Origin of the sequence: Luteibacter sp. CQ10, assembly GCF_040900725.1 — a bacterium.
GTDB lineage: Bacteria > Pseudomonadota > Gammaproteobacteria > Xanthomonadales > Rhodanobacteraceae > Luteibacter.
On the sequence record NZ_JAEUYM010000001.1, the window covers coordinates 859,780 to 879,634 of the forward strand.

The 19,855-nt window shown below is 60.8% G+C and carries 16 protein-coding genes; 11 read left to right on the plus strand and 5 right to left on the minus strand.

Annotation, left to right across the window (positions count from 1 at the left end; translation table 11 throughout):
• Positions 1-116: 116 nt before the first annotated feature.
• From JNG39_RS03955 to JNG39_RS03975, 5 genes are all read left to right on the plus strand, one after another.
• Positions 117-971: a hypothetical protein gene (locus JNG39_RS03955; RefSeq protein WP_368309808.1), complete on the plus strand. Its 855-nt coding sequence runs from the start codon at positions 117-119 to the stop codon at positions 969-971.
• Positions 972-1,062: 91 nt separating this feature from the next.
• Positions 1,063-2,181, plus strand: coding sequence for a hypothetical protein (locus JNG39_RS03960; protein ID WP_368309809.1), 1,119 nt, complete (start codon positions 1,063-1,065; stop codon positions 2,179-2,181).
• Between the two features lie 368 nt (positions 2,182-2,549).
• Positions 2,550-3,179: a hypothetical protein gene (locus JNG39_RS03965; RefSeq protein WP_368309810.1), complete on the plus strand. Its 630-nt coding sequence runs from the start codon at positions 2,550-2,552 to the stop codon at positions 3,177-3,179.
• Between the two features lie 48 nt (positions 3,180-3,227).
• Positions 3,228-4,373 carry a hypothetical protein gene (locus JNG39_RS03970; protein WP_368309811.1) on the plus strand — a complete coding sequence of 382 codons (1,146 nt, stop codon included), beginning with the start codon at positions 3,228-3,230 and terminating at the stop codon, positions 4,371-4,373.
• 277 nt (positions 4,374-4,650) lie between these two features.
• Complete coding sequence (locus JNG39_RS03975; RefSeq protein ID WP_368309812.1) at positions 4,651-5,277, plus strand: ankyrin repeat domain-containing protein; 627 nt, start codon at positions 4,651-4,653, stop codon at positions 5,275-5,277.
• A gap of 3 nt (positions 5,278-5,280) precedes the next feature.
• Here JNG39_RS03975 and JNG39_RS03980 read toward each other — a convergent pair whose 3' ends face one another.
• Positions 5,281-9,882, minus strand: coding sequence for a hypothetical protein (locus tag JNG39_RS03980; RefSeq protein ID WP_368309813.1), 4,602 nt, complete (start codon positions 9,880-9,882; stop codon positions 5,281-5,283).
• A gap of 15 nt (positions 9,883-9,897) precedes the next feature.
• Between JNG39_RS03980 and JNG39_RS03985 the strand changes: the two genes are divergently transcribed.
• Positions 9,898-10,251, plus strand: coding sequence for an ankyrin repeat domain-containing protein (locus JNG39_RS03985; RefSeq protein WP_368309814.1), 354 nt, complete (start codon positions 9,898-9,900; stop codon positions 10,249-10,251).
• Positions 10,252-10,435: 184 nt separating this feature from the next.
• Here the strand turns inward: JNG39_RS03985 and JNG39_RS03990 are convergent, their stop codons facing one another.
• The 4 genes from JNG39_RS03990 to JNG39_RS04005 all read right to left on the minus strand — a co-directional run bounded on the left by JNG39_RS03990 (position 10,436) and on the right by JNG39_RS04005 (position 14,887).
• On the minus strand, positions 10,436-11,227 hold the full coding sequence (locus JNG39_RS03990) for a hypothetical protein (RefSeq protein WP_368309816.1): 792 nt from the start codon (positions 11,225-11,227) through the stop codon (positions 10,436-10,438).
• A gap of 70 nt (positions 11,228-11,297) precedes the next feature.
• On the minus strand, positions 11,298-12,308 hold the full coding sequence (locus tag JNG39_RS03995; RefSeq protein WP_368309817.1) for an MASE1 domain-containing protein: 1,011 nt from the start codon (positions 12,306-12,308) through the stop codon (positions 11,298-11,300).
• A 504-nt stretch (positions 12,309-12,812) separates the two neighbouring features.
• The gene (locus JNG39_RS04000) at positions 12,813-13,286 is read right to left on the minus strand and encodes a hypothetical protein (protein ID WP_368309819.1); all 474 of its coding nucleotides are present in this window, start codon (positions 13,284-13,286) and stop codon (positions 12,813-12,815) included.
• 218 nt (positions 13,287-13,504) lie between these two features.
• Positions 13,505-14,887 (minus strand): glycosyltransferase, encoded by a 1,383-nt coding sequence (locus JNG39_RS04005; RefSeq protein WP_368309821.1) that lies wholly within the window; start codon positions 14,885-14,887, stop codon positions 13,505-13,507.
• A gap of 360 nt (positions 14,888-15,247) precedes the next feature.
• Here JNG39_RS04005 and JNG39_RS04010 point away from each other — a divergent pair, with 360 nt between their 5' ends.
• From JNG39_RS04010 to JNG39_RS04030, 5 genes are all read left to right on the plus strand, one after another.
• Positions 15,248-15,904: a hypothetical protein gene (locus JNG39_RS04010; RefSeq protein ID WP_368309824.1), complete on the plus strand. Its 657-nt coding sequence runs from the start codon at positions 15,248-15,250 to the stop codon at positions 15,902-15,904.
• A gap of 68 nt (positions 15,905-15,972) precedes the next feature.
• Entirely contained in the window at positions 15,973-16,887 is a 915-nt protein-coding gene (locus tag JNG39_RS04015; protein WP_368309826.1) for a hypothetical protein, read from the plus strand.
• A 7-nt stretch (positions 16,888-16,894) separates the two neighbouring features.
• On the plus strand, positions 16,895-17,308 hold the full coding sequence (locus tag JNG39_RS04020; RefSeq protein ID WP_368309827.1) for a toxin-activating lysine-acyltransferase: 414 nt from the start codon (positions 16,895-16,897) through the stop codon (positions 17,306-17,308).
• Entirely contained in the window at positions 17,305-18,813 is a 1,509-nt protein-coding gene (locus tag JNG39_RS04025; RefSeq protein ID WP_368309829.1) for a hypothetical protein, read from the plus strand. The genes JNG39_RS04020 and JNG39_RS04025 overlap by 4 nt, the downstream gene beginning before the upstream one ends.
• A gap of 473 nt (positions 18,814-19,286) precedes the next feature.
• Positions 19,287-19,841: a hypothetical protein gene (locus tag JNG39_RS04030; protein WP_368309831.1), complete on the plus strand. Its 555-nt coding sequence runs from the start codon at positions 19,287-19,289 to the stop codon at positions 19,839-19,841.
• Positions 19,842-19,855 lie beyond the last annotated feature (14 nt).

The following is a 19,855-nucleotide window of genomic DNA, read 5'->3' on the forward strand; positions in this document are numbered from 1 at the left end:
ATTGCGCGGTGTCGCTTACAAGCTCATTCAACGTCTTCGGCGGCGGTCTATGCTGAAACAGTGCAACGGCGCCTCTGATGATTCCACTATGATGCACGCGACTTGGGGAGACCGGTATGGGGAACGGACGTGCATCGCAGTGGGGTGGGGCAAAGCGCACCATCACCCAGCTTCTCGGGTTGCCGGAAGGCGACGGGTTGCCGACGCAAGAAGAGCGGAACAGGCTTTGGGATCTGTATGCCGGGGTGTCCGGAAAGGCGGGCCTGTCGGAAGAGCAGAAGGCATCGCTTCTCCATTCCCACGCGTCTTTCCGTGCCATGTTCGCGCGTGTGCCCGACAGCACACGCGTGACCGAGCTCGTCGCAGCCGCATGGCTTGGTATCGCAACCCGGACACTGGCTCTCGGCCTCAAGGCCGCCTACGAGGGCAATCCACCCACCCCCTGGCGGACACGACTGTCCAGTCTTCTGGTCGACCCGTCCCCGAAGCAGGCCGCACTCCAGAATGCTGGTTTCCGCTGGTCGTTCGTCCGCGATGTGCTCCCGAAGAAGCTGAAGCGGCAGGTCGATCGCGCCGAGGAGCGCCGCGAGCGCCTGCTGGAAGATCACACGAAAAAGGTCAGGCAATCGAAGTACCCCGGACCGGTCGCTGAGCGAATCCCGTTCATGGTCGACGGCAAGGGCGCCGTGTTCCACGCCTTCGGCCAGGCGCATGTAGGGGCCGAGGCGTTCATCAGGCTATGCAGGGAAGGGGCGCGCATGGTGTCCCTGAGTCCACTGGAAGCCCTGTCGCGCCCCTGGCGGGACCCGGTTGCACGCACGGCGTGGGAAGGACCAGTGCGCCACGCACTCCGGGTCGCCATCGTGGCTGCAGAAGGCGACATCGGCGTTGGCGCGGCAGTAACGGAACAGCTTTTGCTCGAAGATCGTCTGCCACCTGCATCAGGCGAGCGCGGCTTCAACCCCCTGTAAGTCCCCGGGTCGGTCACGCCGGTGGGATCAAACCCGTGCGCCGACCGCGTCCGGCTAGGAAGCTTGAGCCTCCCGCAACTGGAGAGCTCCCATGCCCCGGAAAACCAAGCCTCACCCCCTCTCCCTGCCGACGAACACGGAGCCCGCTCGCCCCACGGACGACGGCTCGGCGCTCGTCGATGCCTTCGACGGCGATCTCGGTCCGTTGGCGGCTCTGGCTACCACTGTCGACGACAAACGTGAGATGTTCTGCCACGAGGACGAGAACGGCGAGGCCGTCAAGCTCACCTTGATGGCGAAGGCCGTGGTGCTCGATTCAGAACGCGCAGGCTGCCTGTACGTCCCCATTCTTCACCGCCTGGGCGTTCCGCTCGACGCAGTCGACCGGCACGGGCGCACCTTGTTGCATTTTGCAAATTCGCTGCCTGTCTTTCGCTACCTCGTCGGGCACGGGGTTCCGGTGCCGGAGGGAGCGAGGGACCGCCTGCAGCAGGTCATGGCCAGAGGCGGGCTGCATGCGGCGCTGGGGGAGGGGGAGACTCTTGCTTTCCCTGACCGTCGGGGTGCGTTGCCACCTGTCGTTGACTGGCGAATCCCTGGCGTCGCGAATGTGCGTGACGACATTGATCCGGTGTGCATTCCCAGCGCCGCGTACGGGAAGACGCTCTCCAAATGGCTCCTCAAAGGGCTCGGTTCCATCGGGTACGACGACCCTGATGCAATGGAGGCAGCGGGCTTTGTCTTTTCGGTCGCAGATGAGATGAAGCGTTGCATGCTCCATGACATCTTCAAGGATGAGGTCTTCGGGCAGCTCAAACAGCTCGCGTCACTCAACCTGCTGTCGGGCCTTATGCCGATGTGGACCGTGTGGGGACGGGACGATGACGATTACGACGCCTGGATGACGCCGCAGGGGTTTGCGGCGGTGCGGGACTCGGAAGCGGGTGAGGCGTTCTGGTTGAAGGCTTTTCCGAAGGCGTCCCTTAAGGGTGTGCATGCGGAGGGTGGCCGCACACTGCTCCATCTTGCCGACGATATTGACGTATCCGGCTGGCTGCTCAAGCGGGGATTGCCTGCGACTGTGAAGGACGTCGACGGACATTATCCCGATGAGGTGCTGCCGGATGACGTGGCAACGTTGGTCAGCCAGGCGCGCCTTAACGAGACGTTGCCGGCGGCTACCTCCTCGTCAGCAAGACAACGTCTTTGACGTGACGAGATGCCGATGGCGTCATACCGACACTTTCAGTCCACAGGTGGCGCACTTTCGCGGAGAGGAGAATGCATTCGCAGCTCGACGCGCTAGTCGCGAAAAAAACTCGCTTCGTTGCTACGGATTGCTTAGAGATACTCCGCTTTTTATGGGGTTTTTGACCTCTTGACAGGTGGCCGGCTGTTGCCAGGATGGATGGAACCCCACCCAATCAAGGAACGTCAATGACAACCCCAAGACGCACGCCATCAGCACCCAAGATGCGTAGGTATTTTGAACAGACTGGTTTCTGTCTCTGTCACCGTGGTGGCAGCGGCAAACCTGAGGCATGGTGGCTTGCCGACAATGACGGGACGCCATACCCGATGCCTGCCGACTGGCGAACGCATCCAGGAAACGCCCATGATGGGCGAGGCGAGTCGGCTGAGTTCTCGACGTTGCCGCGCCTGTGGCGTGCCTGGGCTGCAACACAGCACCGCTTCCTGCGGGAGGCCCGCTGTCTCGAGCTCATCCGCGAACGCCTGATTGATGCACCGTTTGAGGAGCGGCAGGAAGTCGTCCGCTGGGTTCGGCTCGAGGGCATGCCTTTTGAGCTCTCGGGCACGGAGGTCGTGGAGGTCGACGAAACCCGCTGGCCATGGTCGGCAATCCGCTGGGTCGACGGGCAAATGGAGGGCATGGGTTGGCCATGGTCGACCATTCCCGAGTCCCCGGCTGACGGGCTTTCTGTGCAGCGGCGAGAAGGCTGGGCGGAGGAGGCCCTGGTGCTGCATTGGTTCGACATGCGCTATGACGCCTCGTACTTCCGGGCTGTGGCGGCGGTCCTGGATGACAGACTGCCGAAGCTCTCTGGCGAGGAGGAGGTGGCCGACGATGCCCGTGGTGAAGCCGGTGGTGCGGATTCGGAGAGCAGTGGTGTCATCGACGCAACGGACGGGGCATCCTTTGCCGCTGGAAAGCGCGGGACGAGCAGCGCACGTGGCACCCTTCACTGATGACCGGGCTTGGTTTGACGGTCGGATACTGCGCGGCGATGATGAGCCATGCTCTTTCACCAATATGACCGAACCGACGCCTCCACCAAGCGTTACCGGGAAACCCAGTTCGAGTTCCTCGACCGGTCCGCCGACCCCGACGTTGCCATTGTGCGTGCGCGGCTCGAAGACGCATTCGAGGCCTACATCGAATCCGAGAAATTCGAGATGGCGCAGCGGCTCAAGTCCCGCCGTGCCCATGAGTTCAAGTCCGCCTGTTTCGAGCTACTTCTCCACGGCATGCTGGTACGACAAAGCTATGCCCTCGTCGCGCATCCTGACCCTGGCAACGGGTCTGGCAGGCGTCCCGATTTCCTCGTCACACCGCCCGAAGGTGAGCCCTTCTTCCTCGAAGCCATTGTGGTTAACGAAGGGCGGGACATTGACGGCTCTGCCGAGGCAATGAAGGAAGACGTGCTCGATGCGCTCGACCGCGCCCCACATCCGGATTTCTACCTCGACATCCACCAGGATGGCTCGCCCGCAACACAGCCAGCAGCAAGGGGGCTCATCCGCCTGGTGCATGCGTGGCTCGATGGTCTGGACGCCGACGTAGTCGCCCGCGACATCGTCGCCGACGGGCATGGTGTATATCCTCGGTACGAGTGGCACCACGACGGCTGGACGCTTACGTTTGGCGCCATCCCGAAGAACGGAAATCGGGGCGAGCGTGATCGCCTCATTGGTCTTCTGTCCGTCGGCGGCGGATGGATTGATCTCAAGACCCCCATCCGGGAAGCCATCCGGGTCAAGGGACGTCGGTACGGAACCCTGCCGCATCCCCTGGTTGTCGCGGTCAATGTGACGGCCTTTCATCTGAAGGACCTCGATGAGGTTGATGCACTGTTCGGGTCAGAGGCAGTGGCCATTGGTCCCGGGCGTGAGGCGCACCTCGTGCGACAGCCCGATGGGGCGTGGCACGACGGGCGCGAGCCACGCTCGGCCCGCGTCAGCGCCGTCTGGCTGTTCAATGATCTTGATTTCTATAGTCTTCCGGGGAGGCGCCAGACGCTCTACCTCAATCCCTGGACACTGGTGCCGCTCAACAATCCGCCCGAATGGCTGCCGCAGGTGAGGGTTGAGGGGGAGCACTTCATGTGCACGGAAGGGATGACGCCGGGGCAGGTTTGGGGCATGGCCACCTACCAGGTGTAGCGCGATTCGTCTGTTCACGCAGTGCCCCCGACCTCAGGGCCGTGCCGTGTAGGCACCGGTGGCGGGTGACGTGGCTGGTTGAGCGGTGCACGCGTGTGAGGAAAACCGCTGAAAGGTGACTCCCGGATACGGGATGCGGAGTGCGGTTGGATAGGTTCGCCCTGACAGTGCCTGACGGCTCGGGTCGTCCGGGCCCTTGACAGAGAGGAATTCCTTGCCAGGATGGTGATCCCGCGTGGTTAGCACAATGCAGCAAACTCAATTCAGGTATCCGCTGATGAAGGGCACTCTTCAGTGCGGATCGGGTGGCCAGCCGTCCCACGGAGGCGGGTCACCTCTCTTCGATGCCGCACTGCCCGTGTCCCAGGCAGGATCCGACCCGACGGGTGAGCTCGCGGCCCTTTTTTCCTTGTCCGAAGAGCGGCCGGATTCCGTGCGTGATTTATTGCGTCGGGGCGCACAGCCAACCACGTGCATGGCCTCGGAACCGGATTTGCCTGTGTTACACGTCGCCGCCCAGAACGGTTGGGTTGATAGCACGATCGCGCTCCTTGAGGCGGGCGGCGATCCAGACACTCTGGATGGTTCGGGACGAGCGGTATTGTCGATAACGCGGTCGGCCGACGTGATGAAAGCGCTGCTGGATTTCGGGGCGGACGTGCACTTTCGCGGTGACATGGCGCTGCTGATGGCCTGCCACCATGCCGATGCGGCCTGCTTCGAAACCCTGCTCTCCTACGGGGCATCACTCGATGCCCATCCCTACGGCGCGCCGTTCATTCCGCCCGTCCGGTCGTTCGTCGCCGGTCAGCCATTCCTCGACCTGGTTGCCCGCCACGACAAGGCACACCTCGAGGCTCGACTTCGATTGCCGGATGCATCAAGCATCCAGCATCGGCTTTGAGGTTCAACCAGACGGGGGCGCGCACCTGACTTGCACGGCATCCGGCTTCCTTCGCCCGCAGAGGAGCGCAGAGCGACGGCCTTCTTCCAGCTCGACTTCCTGGACCGCTTGCCTCAGGCGGTAAAGGACGAAGCGGTGCGTCCACGGCCGATCGGATGCCACCAACCGACGCAGTGCCCTGCGGTCAGCGCAGCGGGCAAGCATCAGCGAGCTTCTCCACTCCTCGAGCGTCGTGGCAGCGCACTCAGCACTCTTCTCCCAGTGGTGCGCCCACTCGTTTCGTCGCCGGTATCTAACCGTCTCGTCATACGCCTGGCGGACGAGGCCTCCCGTCGTCGACAGGTGCGCGAGAGTCGCATCGAAGTCCGCGTCTGCGAGGAGGTAGCCGAGCGCAACGATGGCCCTGGCGCGCCGGACAGGCAAAACGTCCGTCAGCCGGATGCGCATGTGATCAATGAGGCGAGCCTGTCGACCGTTGTTGAGCGCGGCAGCGCATTCGATGAATACCTCTTGGTCGTCCGTTGCCTCATCAACGCGCAAGAGGCGCAGGATGTCGATGTTCGGACCGTCGGAGGCCGCCCAGAGGATCGAAGTAATCACGAGTCGGGGCAGGGCGTGAGTCGAAGCATTCGTCAGCAAGTCATGGATGTGCTTGACCGATGCGCCTGCATCAACGTCCGCGAGCCCAATCAGGATGGATATCCAGGCGGCGTCGATAGTGCAGTCGGCGACGCTGCCGAGCCGGTCACGTGCCACCCCCGCCCAACGGGCAGCCTTGGCAGGGTCAGATCGGCCGATTTCAGCAATCCGCACTGGACTCAATACACCGCCGAATGTTATGCCCCCTGGGCACTGCCCGGCGTGTGCCGGTTGCTCCGCTGCGGCTGGCAGAGCGAATTGGTCACGCCGCGCGATCGCTCGGGCTGCGGCTTCGCGGCCCTCGCGCTTGATGCGAGCCTCCAGTTCTGTCATCGACGCGCCCATGATGGGAGGGCGGTCAAGGAGACGTGTTTCCTCGATGGGGTATTGACTCGGTTGGCGAACGGCGCCTTTTTCGACACGTTCAAGTTCGGCATCGAGCCACTCACCGGGAACGATCCCGGGAGTCGCGACGAGTGAGGCGACCTCCAGGAAGACAGCCGGCGACATGCGCGGGGATGCCTGAGCGGGAGACAGCAGCCCCAAGTGCATGGCTCGCGCCAAAGCGAGCGAACCGAGCCACGCGCAATCTGAATTCAATTCGGTTCTCGCTGACCACTCGCTCTGAGTGAGGAAAAACAGCTCTTGCGGCTCACCGTGGGCGACGAGCCAGCAAAGTAAGGCGTGACGCAAAAAGGCGCGTTTGTCCCCCAGGGCAGCCGGAATCTTCTGGCGGACCCAATCGGGTAGCTCTCCCGAGACAGCGCCTTGCTGCAGCGTGAGGGCTTCCTCGAGACCGTTGCCAAGCGCGATGGGTAGACCTACTTGTTCGTCTAGCTCAAGTGACGCCGCACGCCCACTCGGCGATACATCGGCCACCGTTGGCAACGCAATCGAAAATAGATCGATGGCGAGCTTTAGAGCACCGAGTTGCTGGTTGCCTTCAGTACCGTCGGCATCCATGGCTATTCGCTGCGCCAACGTGCGGAGGCGAAGAGAGGTTTCCCGGTCAATCAGTTGCGTATGGGGACCAATGAGGTCGGCGTGATGCGCCGTTTGGTCACTGTTTCCGCTTGCGAGATGGTTTGCAAGGTGTTGAATGACGGCGGAAGTGTGCAAGGGATTGAGGCGTGCGGCGCTGGGCAGAACCCTCGCGAAGTCGTGGCTCGCCTGCTGATGATTGTTCAGTTCCCGCACGTGGGTCCTGAAGAAGGTGTCCAAATCATCCGGGTCCACGAAGGGATGTTCGGGATTCTCCGGCCTTTCGTCCTCCCGTCCTGGCATGACACGTTTGTTGTCCCCTTGTTTGCCTTCGACCCGGTCTGCGCGCAACGCATCATCCGAGTCTCCAGTGAGGCGCAACAAAAGACAGGCGGCACGGATGCCGGGGCCGTACCCGTGGTTCGCGAGCCACTGGTGAGCGGTTCTTCTGATGGCCTGCTGCGTTTCGCCCCAGTCGATTCCGTTGAATGTCACGAGGGCGCTCAGCGCAAAATCGGGTGACCGGCCGTCCGGTCGGAGTGAAAGGTAAAGGATGTGACTGGCAATGGCTGGAACGGCGTTGGCCAGCGGTAAACCTATCAGCAGCTGGACAGCCAACGCTGTGGTGTTGCGGGTATCGAACGGCTCTTCACGAATCAGTTGAAGATGGGTCTCCTGGCCGGCAGGCAGTGCTTCCTTGCTTGCCGCGACCTCTCTCTTGGTCCGGTCCCGATTGGCACCGCTCGAGCCAGGAAGCGTGAAGCGCTCTGCGAACGCGCTCCAGGACTCGACATGGTGAAGCCAGTCCACCGCACGTTCAAAAATTGTCACGAGTGCGTCGGGCCGCCTACGGAGTCGCAAAAGCATATCCGTCACGGCAAAGCGGCGCGGGTCGCCTCGCATGTCACGCGCCAATGTTTGGGCGACGTCGAGATACGCATCGACGTCGTGGTAGGCAACTGCGTTAACGGACTCGATATGCGCCGATGCAGCGTTCTGCAGACCTGTTACAGCAAGCACCAGGGCAGCTCTGACGGGAGTCGAAACACCCTTGGTGAGAAAGGCGGCAACCGCAGCTGCGGCGACTGCGCTGGCGGCCTCGTCCAGTGCCGCAATTGGATCGAGAAGCGTGTCAAGGATTGATGCCAGGTCATCCCCCTTTGACGCCAAATTGAGACGTTCAAGAATGTAGAGTCCGAGCACAAGGGGCAAGCCGAATTCATCGACTTCGTGAATCAGCGGTTCTGCCTGTGAGGTCCGGAAGAAGTGGCCTTCCTGTGGTGTTTCGGACCTGAAAATGACGTCCCTCAATCGTCCTTCGCTTTTGGCCGTGTCCCAGATGACTTTTGCCTTCTCCTTGAGCAGATTCTTGAACTGAGCCGGGGAGGTGGGGCCGAGACAGTGTTGGGCAGCGCCGGTGATGTGCGACATCAAAAGGTGAGCTGCGCTCAGGTGGGCAATGTCCTCGAGCTCATTTCTGCCCAGGACATCAAGCGCCACGGACAACAGTCTCGGGTTTCGCAGAGCTTGTCTGACGGAGGCATTGTTGATGTCGGCCCAGGCACGCCCGTGCTTCGCCAGGATGGCAGCCGCTTCGGCGTCTGACCATTCGGCGACGCGAAAGTCCGCCACACGCCCACCAATGACGGGCTCGATCGTGTCCTCAAAGAAGCGGGGTCGGGAAGAGACGATCAGCCGCCCACCGATTCGGGACAGCTCATGGTCCAGGACGTCGACGATCTGGCTCCAGTGATGCTGGGGGCGCTGGTTGATGCCATCGAGAACGATGACGAGCCCCGGTGCCGGGAGCGTCGATGTAAGCCAGCGACGTACTTTTCTCTCCCATCGTGCCTTGCCGGATGGAGGGAAGTCGGTCATCTGGTCGGGAAGGACCCGGCTGACAAGTCCTGCAAGGTCGTGGCCTTTTGGGTCGTCGAAAACATCGGGTCGGACGAACAAGAGCAGGGGGCGCGGCGCCGCCATTTGGAGCCATGCGACCATCACGCTCCAGGATTTGCCGGTCCCCTCGTCGCCGACCAGACCCAGCGTGAAAGGCGGAAGGTTGTTTTGGAAGTGCTTTTGAATGCAAGCGGTAAGAAGTGGACGGTCGGGCAAGTGCAACACGCCTGGATCACAAGGAGCGAGAGCCTGCCCGAACGCTCGTCTGGCATGGCTCCTGTTGTGGAGATGCGTGTTCAACCAGCCAGAATTGTTCTCACGCGCGGCCTGAAAGCTCAGCAGGGAAATGTCACACTGGGCCTTGAGCTCCGCCGTGGCTTTCGACAGCACGGTGGCGTCACTTTTCACCAGCTTGACGCCGGATTCGATTTCCGTGCGAGATGCCTGCGGCAGCATCGTCCTGGAGAGAAACGACGACAGTTCGTCGTCGGGTATTTGCGCTATCGCCGTCGCCAACTTTGGAACACCGTCCAGAGAACTCCAGTCCAGCACAAGGAGCTCCATGCCGTTGTGGTGACAAATCTCAAGTGCCGCTTTATTGGCTTGGGCGCCGACATCGGTGGTTGCCGCAAGAATGAAAAGGTCGACGTGTTCGTCAAGAGCGCACTCGGCAATCTTGTTCAACAGGTCGGCACGCGACACACGGCCGTCATATCGTTTGCATTCGTAAGCAATGCCCCCGCTGCGTGCATTTGCCAGGCCATCATATCCACCTTGGATACCCGAAGTTGATTGTCGGTATGAAACGCCTGTGAGGTGGCGCAGTGCGATGCCAACGAGTTCTTCAAAACTGTTCTTATTCGCTGGTTCAAGGTCCAGAAGCGCATCGCGCAACGGGGCGAGTGAGGCGAGGGTGACAGCCATTTCAGAAAACTCCATTGACCCATGGATAGGTCCGTCTGTCGCCGGCCCTTGGTTCTTCTCAGGGCCGCTGTTGTTGGTGTGGAGGATGGATTGCATGTGCAGAAAGACGTCGAGGGGCTTGACAGCGGAGCGCCGGCTGGTATTTCTGGGGATATCTACCACGGCAAGGAGGCCGCCATGAACGCCCATCTGCAACGACAGCTCTGCGATGCCGCCTGGGACGGCCATGCGGTGGCCGTGGCCGCCCTCATCTCGCACCCCGACGTCATCCCTCACGCGCATCAGTCGACCGCTTTGCTTCACGCGGCGCATCGTGGCAAGACGGGATGTGTCCGCCTGTTGCTGCCTGTCAGTGACCCGAATGCACGCAATGCCGAGCCCCTCTGGCGTGCTGCGCGCTACCGGAGAGCCGCGTGTGTGCGGCTGCTGGCCCCGATGTCCGACACAGTGGGCTGGGAGCGGTGGATGTGGGCGGAGCTACCCCCGTCTATGCACGGGCTACTTGCCCACCTGGGCAAGGCTCCGCGCTGACGGTCACGAGTGGCACGCGGCGTGGCAAGGCACGTCATGACCGTCGGGAGCTTACCCCTGCATCGACCCGACAGGCATGTCGCAAGACCAACCCGGCTGCCCGAATGCAACACGGACGACAAGTAGATCGTTAGCGTATCCACGGTGCGGAAACGGGCAGCGGCGAACGACGCCCGTTTGTCCGTTACCCTGAGGGTATCGAGTCACCCGGTATTTGAAGAGGCGCGAAACCACGATCATTGAATCCTTTCAGCTTGGCTGTGTCGATGCCTCCTAAACGGCCTAGCATCCATGCGTGGTAATCAATCAGGTAGTTCATCTTTTCGTCCATGCCCGGAATCGACGAATACCTGTCGCGGTACGCCGCGATGTCCTCGATTTCCTTGACGAGCAGGCGAGGCGCCTTTGGGTCGCTGGCGTAGCGCTGCAGGAAGTGCACGACGAAATCCCGCTCTTCGCGAATCACATAACGGGAGTGGTTGGCGGTCAGCTTCCCGGAAAGTTCAGGGTCGATCAAGATGCGCGGCGTGGTTGCGGCGTGCTCCAGGGAATGGGCTTTCCGTAGAGCGCTCGATACGAGCATTGGGACACCCTTCAAATCCTGGTCGAAGTGAATTCCAGCTGCTATCCCGCCACGGATGAAGAGCTCGTCCATGGCCATGTGTGCGGCGACTACGCCGGTGTCGTGGAGTAGGTTGATAAGGCCGGATGAGGTTTGCGGGTAGGTAATGATGATGCTGTCGGACAAGTGGCGAAACCGACCGCCGGCACGGTCTGCGTTCGCATCGTCCATAATCTCTTTGATGTCCATGACGTACTTCATTGCCCGGCTGATTCGGCCTGCAAGGTTCAGTGTTCCCTTGTAGTACTCGTCCATTTTGTTGCGATACCCGAGGATGTCGAGGAACGCGCAATAGACCGGCTCACCGATGGCTTCGTAGCTGTTGTCGACGCTTTTCCACTCTTCTGATGCCATTTATCGTCTCTCGCGGTAATGAAGTGGCGTATTTCGCCACACGAATAAGTGTGCGGTGAGGAGAGCATCATCACCACACGGGGAATTTCTCAGAATCGATGTACTGTTGCGTTGGTATGAAAGGCGCACCGACCTGGAAATTCTTCGCGTTGAAGGCAACGCCACCGCGCCAGTGGTGCACGTCATCGTCGATGCACCACTCTTCTGCGACGCGAAACACAGAACGAGAGCACGAGGGGAGGATGAGCTGGATTTGCAGGGTTGGGGCATCAAGGACGCCTTCTGCGGTGGCGGCAAGGGCAATGCTCGCACCCATGCCAACCATGTCGCCACCCAACCCGACGACAGGCCAGACAAGGCCGAAGCGTACAACCTGTTGCACAACGGGGCTCGGCACCACCATGACCAACCAGGCGAGGCCAACGAGGGCCGGTGTCACCCAGCACACCATCTCCTGGAGGAGAGGGCTTTGCAGGACGGCAGCAAAGCGGATGGGGGCGCCCTTGAGGTCCCGCACGCGCTCATGCAGAGCGAGGACCACCGGGGTAAGGGTCAGCGCACCAAGGTAGGCGCCCAGGACGAAAGCGCCGAAGTAGTGGCCAAGGGGCACTTCCGACCATTTGCCGGGCTTGGCCATGGGCAGTGCCGTCAAGACGGTAAGAAGCGTGCAGACCGCCGTAATGACGGAGCAGGCCAGCGCGCTGGTCAGGATGACCGCCATCCGTACCTGACCGTCGGGAGCAAAGAGCGGCCAACGGCGGAGGAGCGGCTTCATCACTGCCATCCACAGCACGACCATGGGTACGGACGCGGACACCGCCCACGACCACCCGAAGCGTGGCTCGCACAGGATGGCGTTTTCCAGAAGCGGGAGGCCTCCCCCGAGGGCAAGGGCGGGCCAGTAGCGCATGGGCAACAGGAGCAGGCACGCGAGGCGAAGGCCGGCCGTCAGCAGCCACTGGGACACGGACACGTAGTGGGTCAGCTCGTAGCAGGCAGCGTAGGCACCCGCGATCGCAAGTTGTTGTCCCCAGACCCAGGGCCCGGCCGGCGCGGGCCGGTCGTCCGTGATTCCTTTCACCGTCGCCAGCTCCTACCCGTAGTCGTGGACCGATAGCCGGGGAGGATGCCACGTTTTCAAACCGGAATTGGATCGATACAGAAGTTCGTTGCCATACGTTGCCGAATTCGCATGCGGGTCTTTAGGGTCCACGAGGTCGGACTGGACGCGGGTGGCGCATCAACGAGTGTATACACCCGACTTTCGTCATCTTGCGTCGGTCCCGGCAGTCCCCCGTATCATCGACGCCGATTTTGCCCAAAGAGCCATGCCAGGGGTGCCATGGATAGCCGAGCGGTCCGCTTCACACTGATCCAAGTTCGAGATGCCATCGAGTTGTCCCCGGCACAAGGTTTTCGCAACGAGGCTCTCGTCGCCCTTCCACCCTTCGGAATGTACGAGGCGAAATCCAGGCTCGATGCTGTGCTCGCAGCCCCTGTCACCACGCAGGCGCAAAAGGACGAAGCGCAGATGCTCCGTCAGATGATGCGGGAGAAGTTCGGGTTGTAGCCCCTCTCGGTTCACTCACGCCGATGGCGTGACTCGCCTTGTCCGAAACGGGATGCGGGCGAGAAGGCAGCAGGCCAAGGCCACCATCAGGCCCAGCAGGGCACCAAATAGGGCCTGTTCCGGTACCTGCGCTGCCTTGTCGATGGGCAGGCTCACCGTCCACAGCAGGACCGCGAAACATATGGCCCCGATTGCGGCGCCACCTGCGCACACGGCGAAGGCATTCAGCTGATTCTTTTTGCGCAGGTAGAGGACAAGGGGCATGCCGAGCAGCCAGGTGACGAGCAAGGAAGGTGGTGCACCAAACAGGAAGATGACGCTCACGTTCCAGTTGACCGCAACCCCTTCAAGCAACTCGCTCGCGATCACCTCGACCGCGATGGCGGCTGGTGCGGCGAATGCGCCAAGGGTCGCCGACCAGCCCAGCCCCAATCCCCTGATTTTGCCATCCATCGGAACGCTCTCCACGGGATTCCAGTGATAGCTCAAGGCTACGCCTGTTTTCGTCGTGAAGGGTATTGAAGAACCATTTGCCGCTCTTTGCCACTGGAGGGCGTGGCGATGCCTGGCATGGGTAATGCCAGGCAGGAACACTCCAAGGATAGCTATCCCCGCAACAAGCCGAAGATTCAGAACCACCAACCACCGACAGGCCCCTTGGATGAAAGGACATGCCCGGTTTTTGGAGAGAGATTCCTGCCGTCAGGTCAGGCTGGAACAGTTCGGCTGAGAAAGGAGATGATGCGCGAGAGATGGGTGTCGGGAAGGAATCGCTCTTCCACCCGGCAGCGTGCCTGTTGTCCCAGCGCATGAGCAGCACAAGGGTCTTCCAGCAAGCTGGAGATGGCAGATGCAAGAGTGCCTTCAGGCGCGTCTTGTGCAATGAGGATGCCGCTTTCGCCATCGACAATCTGGCAGCGGATTCCGCCCACGCGCCTTGCAACCACGGGGCGGGCCTTCCACATCGCCTCCGTAACACTCAGGCCAAACCCTTCGGCCGAACTGTTCTGCACGATGACGCTCGCGCGCCTTTGCAAGGCATTGACCAGGAACGCGTTGTGTTCCGGGTAGTCCATTGGTAGCAGCAACACCTTGACGCGGTCGCGAATGGGCATCGGAAGCGAGGTATGGATGCGGAAGGTTTCTGCGAGGATCTCATTTCCCTCCGGATCGTCGGCGACGGCATGAGGCGCCGGGCCCGCGATAATGAAATCGACATCACGGCTTCCGGGTCGTTTCGCCAACAGGGAGAATTCCCCGAGAAGGCCGGAAATGCCTTTTGCACGGTCCCACCTCGATACCTGCAACACATAACGGCGTTGGAACAGGTCTGGAGCAAGCGTGGCGGCACTGCCTTCCGGCGGGCGTTGTTGTGCGAGCTCGTCGAGAAGTGCATCGACATGTTCTTCGTCGAGCATCAGGTTCTTCGCTGAGCGCGGGTCGATGGAGGGCGGGATGGCCTCGACCGGCATCTGGAAATTCCAGGACGCAGCGAATTCGGGACAAAGCACCACGGATGCGTCCACGTGGTCCAGATATGGTCCCAGGAAATTCCTGGCAAGTTCGGTTTCAGTATTAGGGGTATCCGTTCCCAGATGAAGCCGCCAGACGACGTAGGCACCGAGCTCTCGGAGCGCTGGCGCAAATCCGAGTGTCTGGGGGTCATGGAGGATGACGATGTCTCCTTCCCGCACGTGTGCCATGAGCTTCGGCAGGGCGATGTGGAAGACCTCCTCGTAGAGATGCCGGGTCGATTCATCAAGGGGTATCCCGCCCCCCGGCCGTCCGTAGACTGCGTGGTAGAGACGTTTGACCACCTGGAAGAACACTGGCGGTGCGGATAGAAGAAGCCAGGACGTTTCGATGCCGAGCGTGTTCAGCATGGGGACGTTTGCTTTCAGGATTTCGGAAACACCACCGCCGTGGGCGGTCGTGTGGATGTTGACCACCCGTCTTTTTCCAATTCGTTTCTTCAACGTCGCGGCCTCTGACGAGAGTTCGTCAAAGGAGGTTCCCAGCCGAAGTCGGACGTGATCCGTCGTCAAGGAAGTCAAAGAAATTTGTGTCACATCGCAGCTTTCGGAGTGCATGTCCCTCTGCCGTCAAAAGGCGAACCATCGCCCCGATTACGTCCATTCTTGCAGTTTGATCCTTGAAGTGGCGCGTCTGGATTTTAAAAAGTACGAACTGCGTCGCGGTTGTCATTCGGGCGAAACAACTCGTGACGGCCCGTCATCTACATGAAACAACAACGGGAACTTCGCTCACAGGATTTGTAGGAAAAACCCTACAAGCCGCTTGTTCGCAAAACACTAGCCTTGCGACGCCGCCACGGAAGATGTCCAGGGGTAATCCGTGCGTCGGCATCACCGCGCGTGCGCCGCGTCGGGCTCCGGCGTGCAGGGGACGCATATCCCGAATCATTGAAAGCGCAGCATTGGGAGATGAATATGCGCAAGATCGCAGCAGCCGAAATGGCTCTGCTCATCGGTGCCATGGTGGTCGGTTCCGCACACGCGGACGACTCGTGTGAACTGACGGGTCAGATATGCAACGAGCCACTGGATACGGTATGGGTCGACGGTTGGTATTCGCCAACATCGGTGTCCCAGTCGGTGCCGGATTACTACATCCTGCCAAACGGAAATCTTCTGTCATCGTCCGGTTTTGACGGGATCGTGAGGTTGGCACCCAATCCGTTGCCGACTGCAGCCCAACAGGAAAAACTGAAGAACTGCGTGGCGGCATATGGCCGGTTCGGGGTCAATCCGGGGTACTCCATCACGTTCAAGCAGTTCTTTACCTGGGCGTTGTCCGCTAACACTGGCATCAAACTCAGTAGTCCTTCCGAGTTCCAGCCAAACTCGGGTGACCATTGGGGCGGCCTCGCCGCCGTCACCCACCACAGTCCCGACTCGATTGTGATCTACGAGCAGGGCTGGGGGACCACCAACTATGGAACAATGGCAGCCCTTTTCGATACGCTGGCCCATGAAGAAAGCCACGCGTTTGGCATAGCCGATGAAGGCCAGGCGGCGGCCGACGCGCAGGCTGCCTATGCCAGATTTGTAGCGGACAACGGCGCAAAGTGTGGAGGCCCGTTCTAAGGGCTCCTTTGGTAAGGCGTCCCGGCCATCTGCCTAAGACAGTGGCCGGGATCAAACCGGACTCAGGCATGACATCGAAGCAGAAATCTTTCCGACTTGCGCTTCCGCTGGTCGTACTTGCCCTCGTCATCGGGGTGGTTGCGGTCATCACTTCGTCCCCCCGCGACGGGGCGAAAAGCTCACAAGCGACAGGCGGCCAACATGGTGAATTTCCCCAAAATTCGTCTTCCCTGACATCCAAAGCAGGGACTACGACAAGGTCGGATGCCCGTTCGAAGCCTGCTGCTGGCGGAGGGCAGCGTGCAGCACTGGCAGCGACGTTCGAATCCACTCATATTTGTGCCAGGGCATATCGCCAAGCAGATGAAGGCAAGGCACGGATGGCAGCGTGCGACGCGCTATCCAATTATCCCGAAGCACAGGCGAAATGCCGGGCCCAATCCGGGGATGTATCGGCGATGATGGATACTGCAAGGGCGAACCTTGAAAAGTGCGGTGATATCGGTTCTGCCGAGACCGAGAAGGCGTTCTATGCGTCAACCGTCGCCGCCGCCCGCAACGGCGATGTGGACGCACAGATTTGCTACCTGCAATCGGACTTCAAGCTTGATAGGCCCTATACCGAAGCGGAGATGGGGGAGTTTCGCGAAGATGGAACCGCTTACATCGATGCGGCCATGAAACGCGGAGACTGGCGGGTGGTTCAATTGCTTATGACATCGCGAAAGAACCTCGGCAGCCTCAGTGGTCTTCTTCCCTTGCTGACCAATGGCGACCCGGTGGAGGTCTACCGCATGAACCGCTTGGCAAGGCTCGGTGCGACCGGGGCCTATGCGCAGCAGTTGGATGCAACGGCAATGGATCCCCAGCAGCCGATTCCTCTCAAGGAGGCCGCAGATGCGAACGCATGGGCGCAACAAACGTTCAATGCATATTTCGCAAGCTCCCCTCTGTTGAGTGAACGGCCTGTGGCTTGCCAGTAGCAGCCCAATGAACGCCCACTACACCCAACTTGGCAAGCTCGTGTCGGTCATGGCCAAAAACGATGCCTATTGCCAATACCCGGTTGCATGCATTTCGCTCTGGCTAGAGCCAGCGGTCTATGTCGAGCAGGCCCACTTCTTTGAAGACATCAATGGCCTCGTTGTGGGGTACGTCACCTGGGCCTGGCTGACCGCAGAGGCCGAACACCGGTTGCTCAACGACCGTGATGTCATCTTCCACCTCAGCGAGTGGAACGAGGGCGACCGGCTCTGGTTCCTCGACTTCGTGGTGCTCAACGGAGATGTGAAGGGCTGCATACGGGAAGCGATGGCCCTTTTTCCCTCCGGGCAATCCGCACGGTCGCTGCGACGCACCGAAGCCGGCGAGGTAAGGTCCTTAACATCTTGGCGGAAGCGATGAGCCGCGCGATGGAGGCAACCCCGCAGGATTGGCTGGCGAAGGTCGAGGACGGCCTGGACGACCTTGGGTTGCTCTGTCCGGAACTTATGGTTCCGGTCGATGTAGTATCCCAGCCGGGTGCGAGGGTCGCTTGGATAAACCGCCGCTGGTTCGCCAGCCGGGGCGTGGATCTTTCGGATCCCCGGTTACGAAAGGACGTGGACGCCTGGCTGATTGACCGTTTCGCGGTGGTCATTCCGCCGATCGGCGGCGCTTTGACGCCATCGAACCCCGGGAGACGTCTCGCTCATGCCGATCGCTACGGGAGCACCTCGGGCATGAGCCCCCATGGTGGAAGCGGACGGGTGGTGACCCTTGGCCGCTTCCAGGTGAAGGGCGCAGGGGCAACCCCGCTGGTCAGCGCACGCGCACCTGCCGATTATTCCAGCGGCATGATGTCCCTTGAGGAAGGGCTGCGTGAGGCCATCTATTCCGAGCTTGTCGCACAGGAGTTTCCTGGAGGCGCAGTCCCGGTCATTGCCCTGATTGACACCGGCCTGATGTGCCCGGACTTCGAGCACGAAGGCGGGGAGCTGCCTCGAGGCTTGCTCGTTCGCCCGGCGGTATTCCGTGCTGCGCATATCGAACGTGCCCCCTTGTTTCTTCATGCGAGGCAACCAGATGCGGTCAACCAGAGGGCAGATGCCGCACGTTGCCGTGTAGTGGTGGCCCGGTGGCGGAACGAGCATCAGGGTGATGGCACCGCCGCGCTGGCCGCCCATTTCCGCACCGTGGCGGCCCAGATGGCGTATGCCCAGGTTCACCGGATGAGCTTCGGGGGATATTTCACCTCGAATGTCACCCTGGACGGCACATTGCTGGACTTCGGTAACATGCATGTCTTCGACAGCTGGAACGAGTCCCGCGTCCTCGTCAATGCACCTGGCCTTGGCCAGGAGCAGGCCATGGTGCGAAAGGCCATCTTTTCCCTTGCGCAGTTCATGACGCGCTTCGACCCATCACGCCCACCGGTCGATGTCCGAACGATCGTCGAGGCGTTTGATGGGGCATATCACACTTCCTTCGACCATCACCTCAAAGCTCTCTTTGGAGGACACAAGGGCGGTGGAATACCGGCCTTGTTGGCGGACGATATCGCGACGATTATTCGTCAGGCCTTCCGGGTCCAGCAGCGCAAACGCGCGGTCTACAAATTCGGGCGGATTGTGCAGGGCGCCGGTGTCCGTACCACCGCAACATCCAAAGTGGAGGAGGGAGACGATGCCTTGTTGTTTGAAGTGGTCAGTGCGCTCATGCGAGCCCAGCCGCTTGCGACCCCAACACTCCGACAGCAGGTCGCGGAAACACTGGTAAGAACGCTGGCGCCTAGGAGAAGCGTCGACCGGCGCAGGCTCATGGATGAACTGCCCGGTATCATTGCCAGATACCGGACGCTGGGACACAAGGGCGGTGACGTGCTCATTGATGAGGTGGCGCGCATCGTTGGCGACGCGAGGCGGGTTTGAACCGGCCATCGAATGCCAACTCCCATGGGCGACCGACGCCACGTACCTCGGCGTTGATCGCAGTGAAGAACCCTCGCCAGAAGTCCTCTCGACTGGCTTCATCACTTCAGTCCAGCTGGCCTCACAGACTACACCCTAGCGAGCTTTAAAAAGAACGTCTGACGCTTCCTCTGAGTACATCTTTCAGTTCCAGCCTCGCTGGAAGGAAGGACTGGTCTGCAATAAGTCTGGGGCGCGTTTGTGCTGGATTTTTCACAATGGGAGTTCCGGCGGTCTATGTTCCAACGGCCCATGCGGCTTAGAGCGCGCATATCCGGGCGCATTCGCTATGGCCGGTGTTTACTGCCGAGCTGAAGCCTGGTGCCAAGACCTATAGCCAGATGTATTCCGATGCTTGGGTCGCCAACCATCACTAACTGATTTTTTTCCTCGCGACAGCCCCGGCCTGAAGGCCGGGGTACACGGAGACATCCTTGAAACTCTCTTCATTGGCCACTTGCCTCATCGCGTTTGGCGCCTCGTTCGCTGGTATCGCCGCGTACGCCAAGCAGCCGGCAGGATCTCAAACACCCGCGACCATCCAGTCCATCGTTCGCGAATTAACCCAGAAAGATTTCCAGGCCGGGAACATTGCTGCGTATTTGAGCGCGGAGATCGGCGCTTCATTCCAACCAGGCACTCATGGCACCTCCCCGGTGAGAGTGGCAGGTCCACTGCGCCTTCGGGATGGCTCGGCGCTCGACTCCATCGAGTTGACTGAAACGTCCGGCAACACATCTCGGGTTGTTTTCTCCCTGCCTGATGCGCCCTGTGTCGATGCCAAGGCGCTGGCACATGACCTTCAAGTGACAGAGGTCGGCAGCGGGGGGTTGCCGTCCCCGGCTCCCATGGGTTCTCCCGTGCCCGAGCGTACGTTTTACACCGGTGACTACCACGGCTCAGTTGGTGGCCATGCGTTGCAGATCGGGTTCAAGCACTGGATCCCCGGCGACGCCGTCTGCGTTTCGTCCATTTCGATAGAACAGTAAGTCCGAGGCTAGAG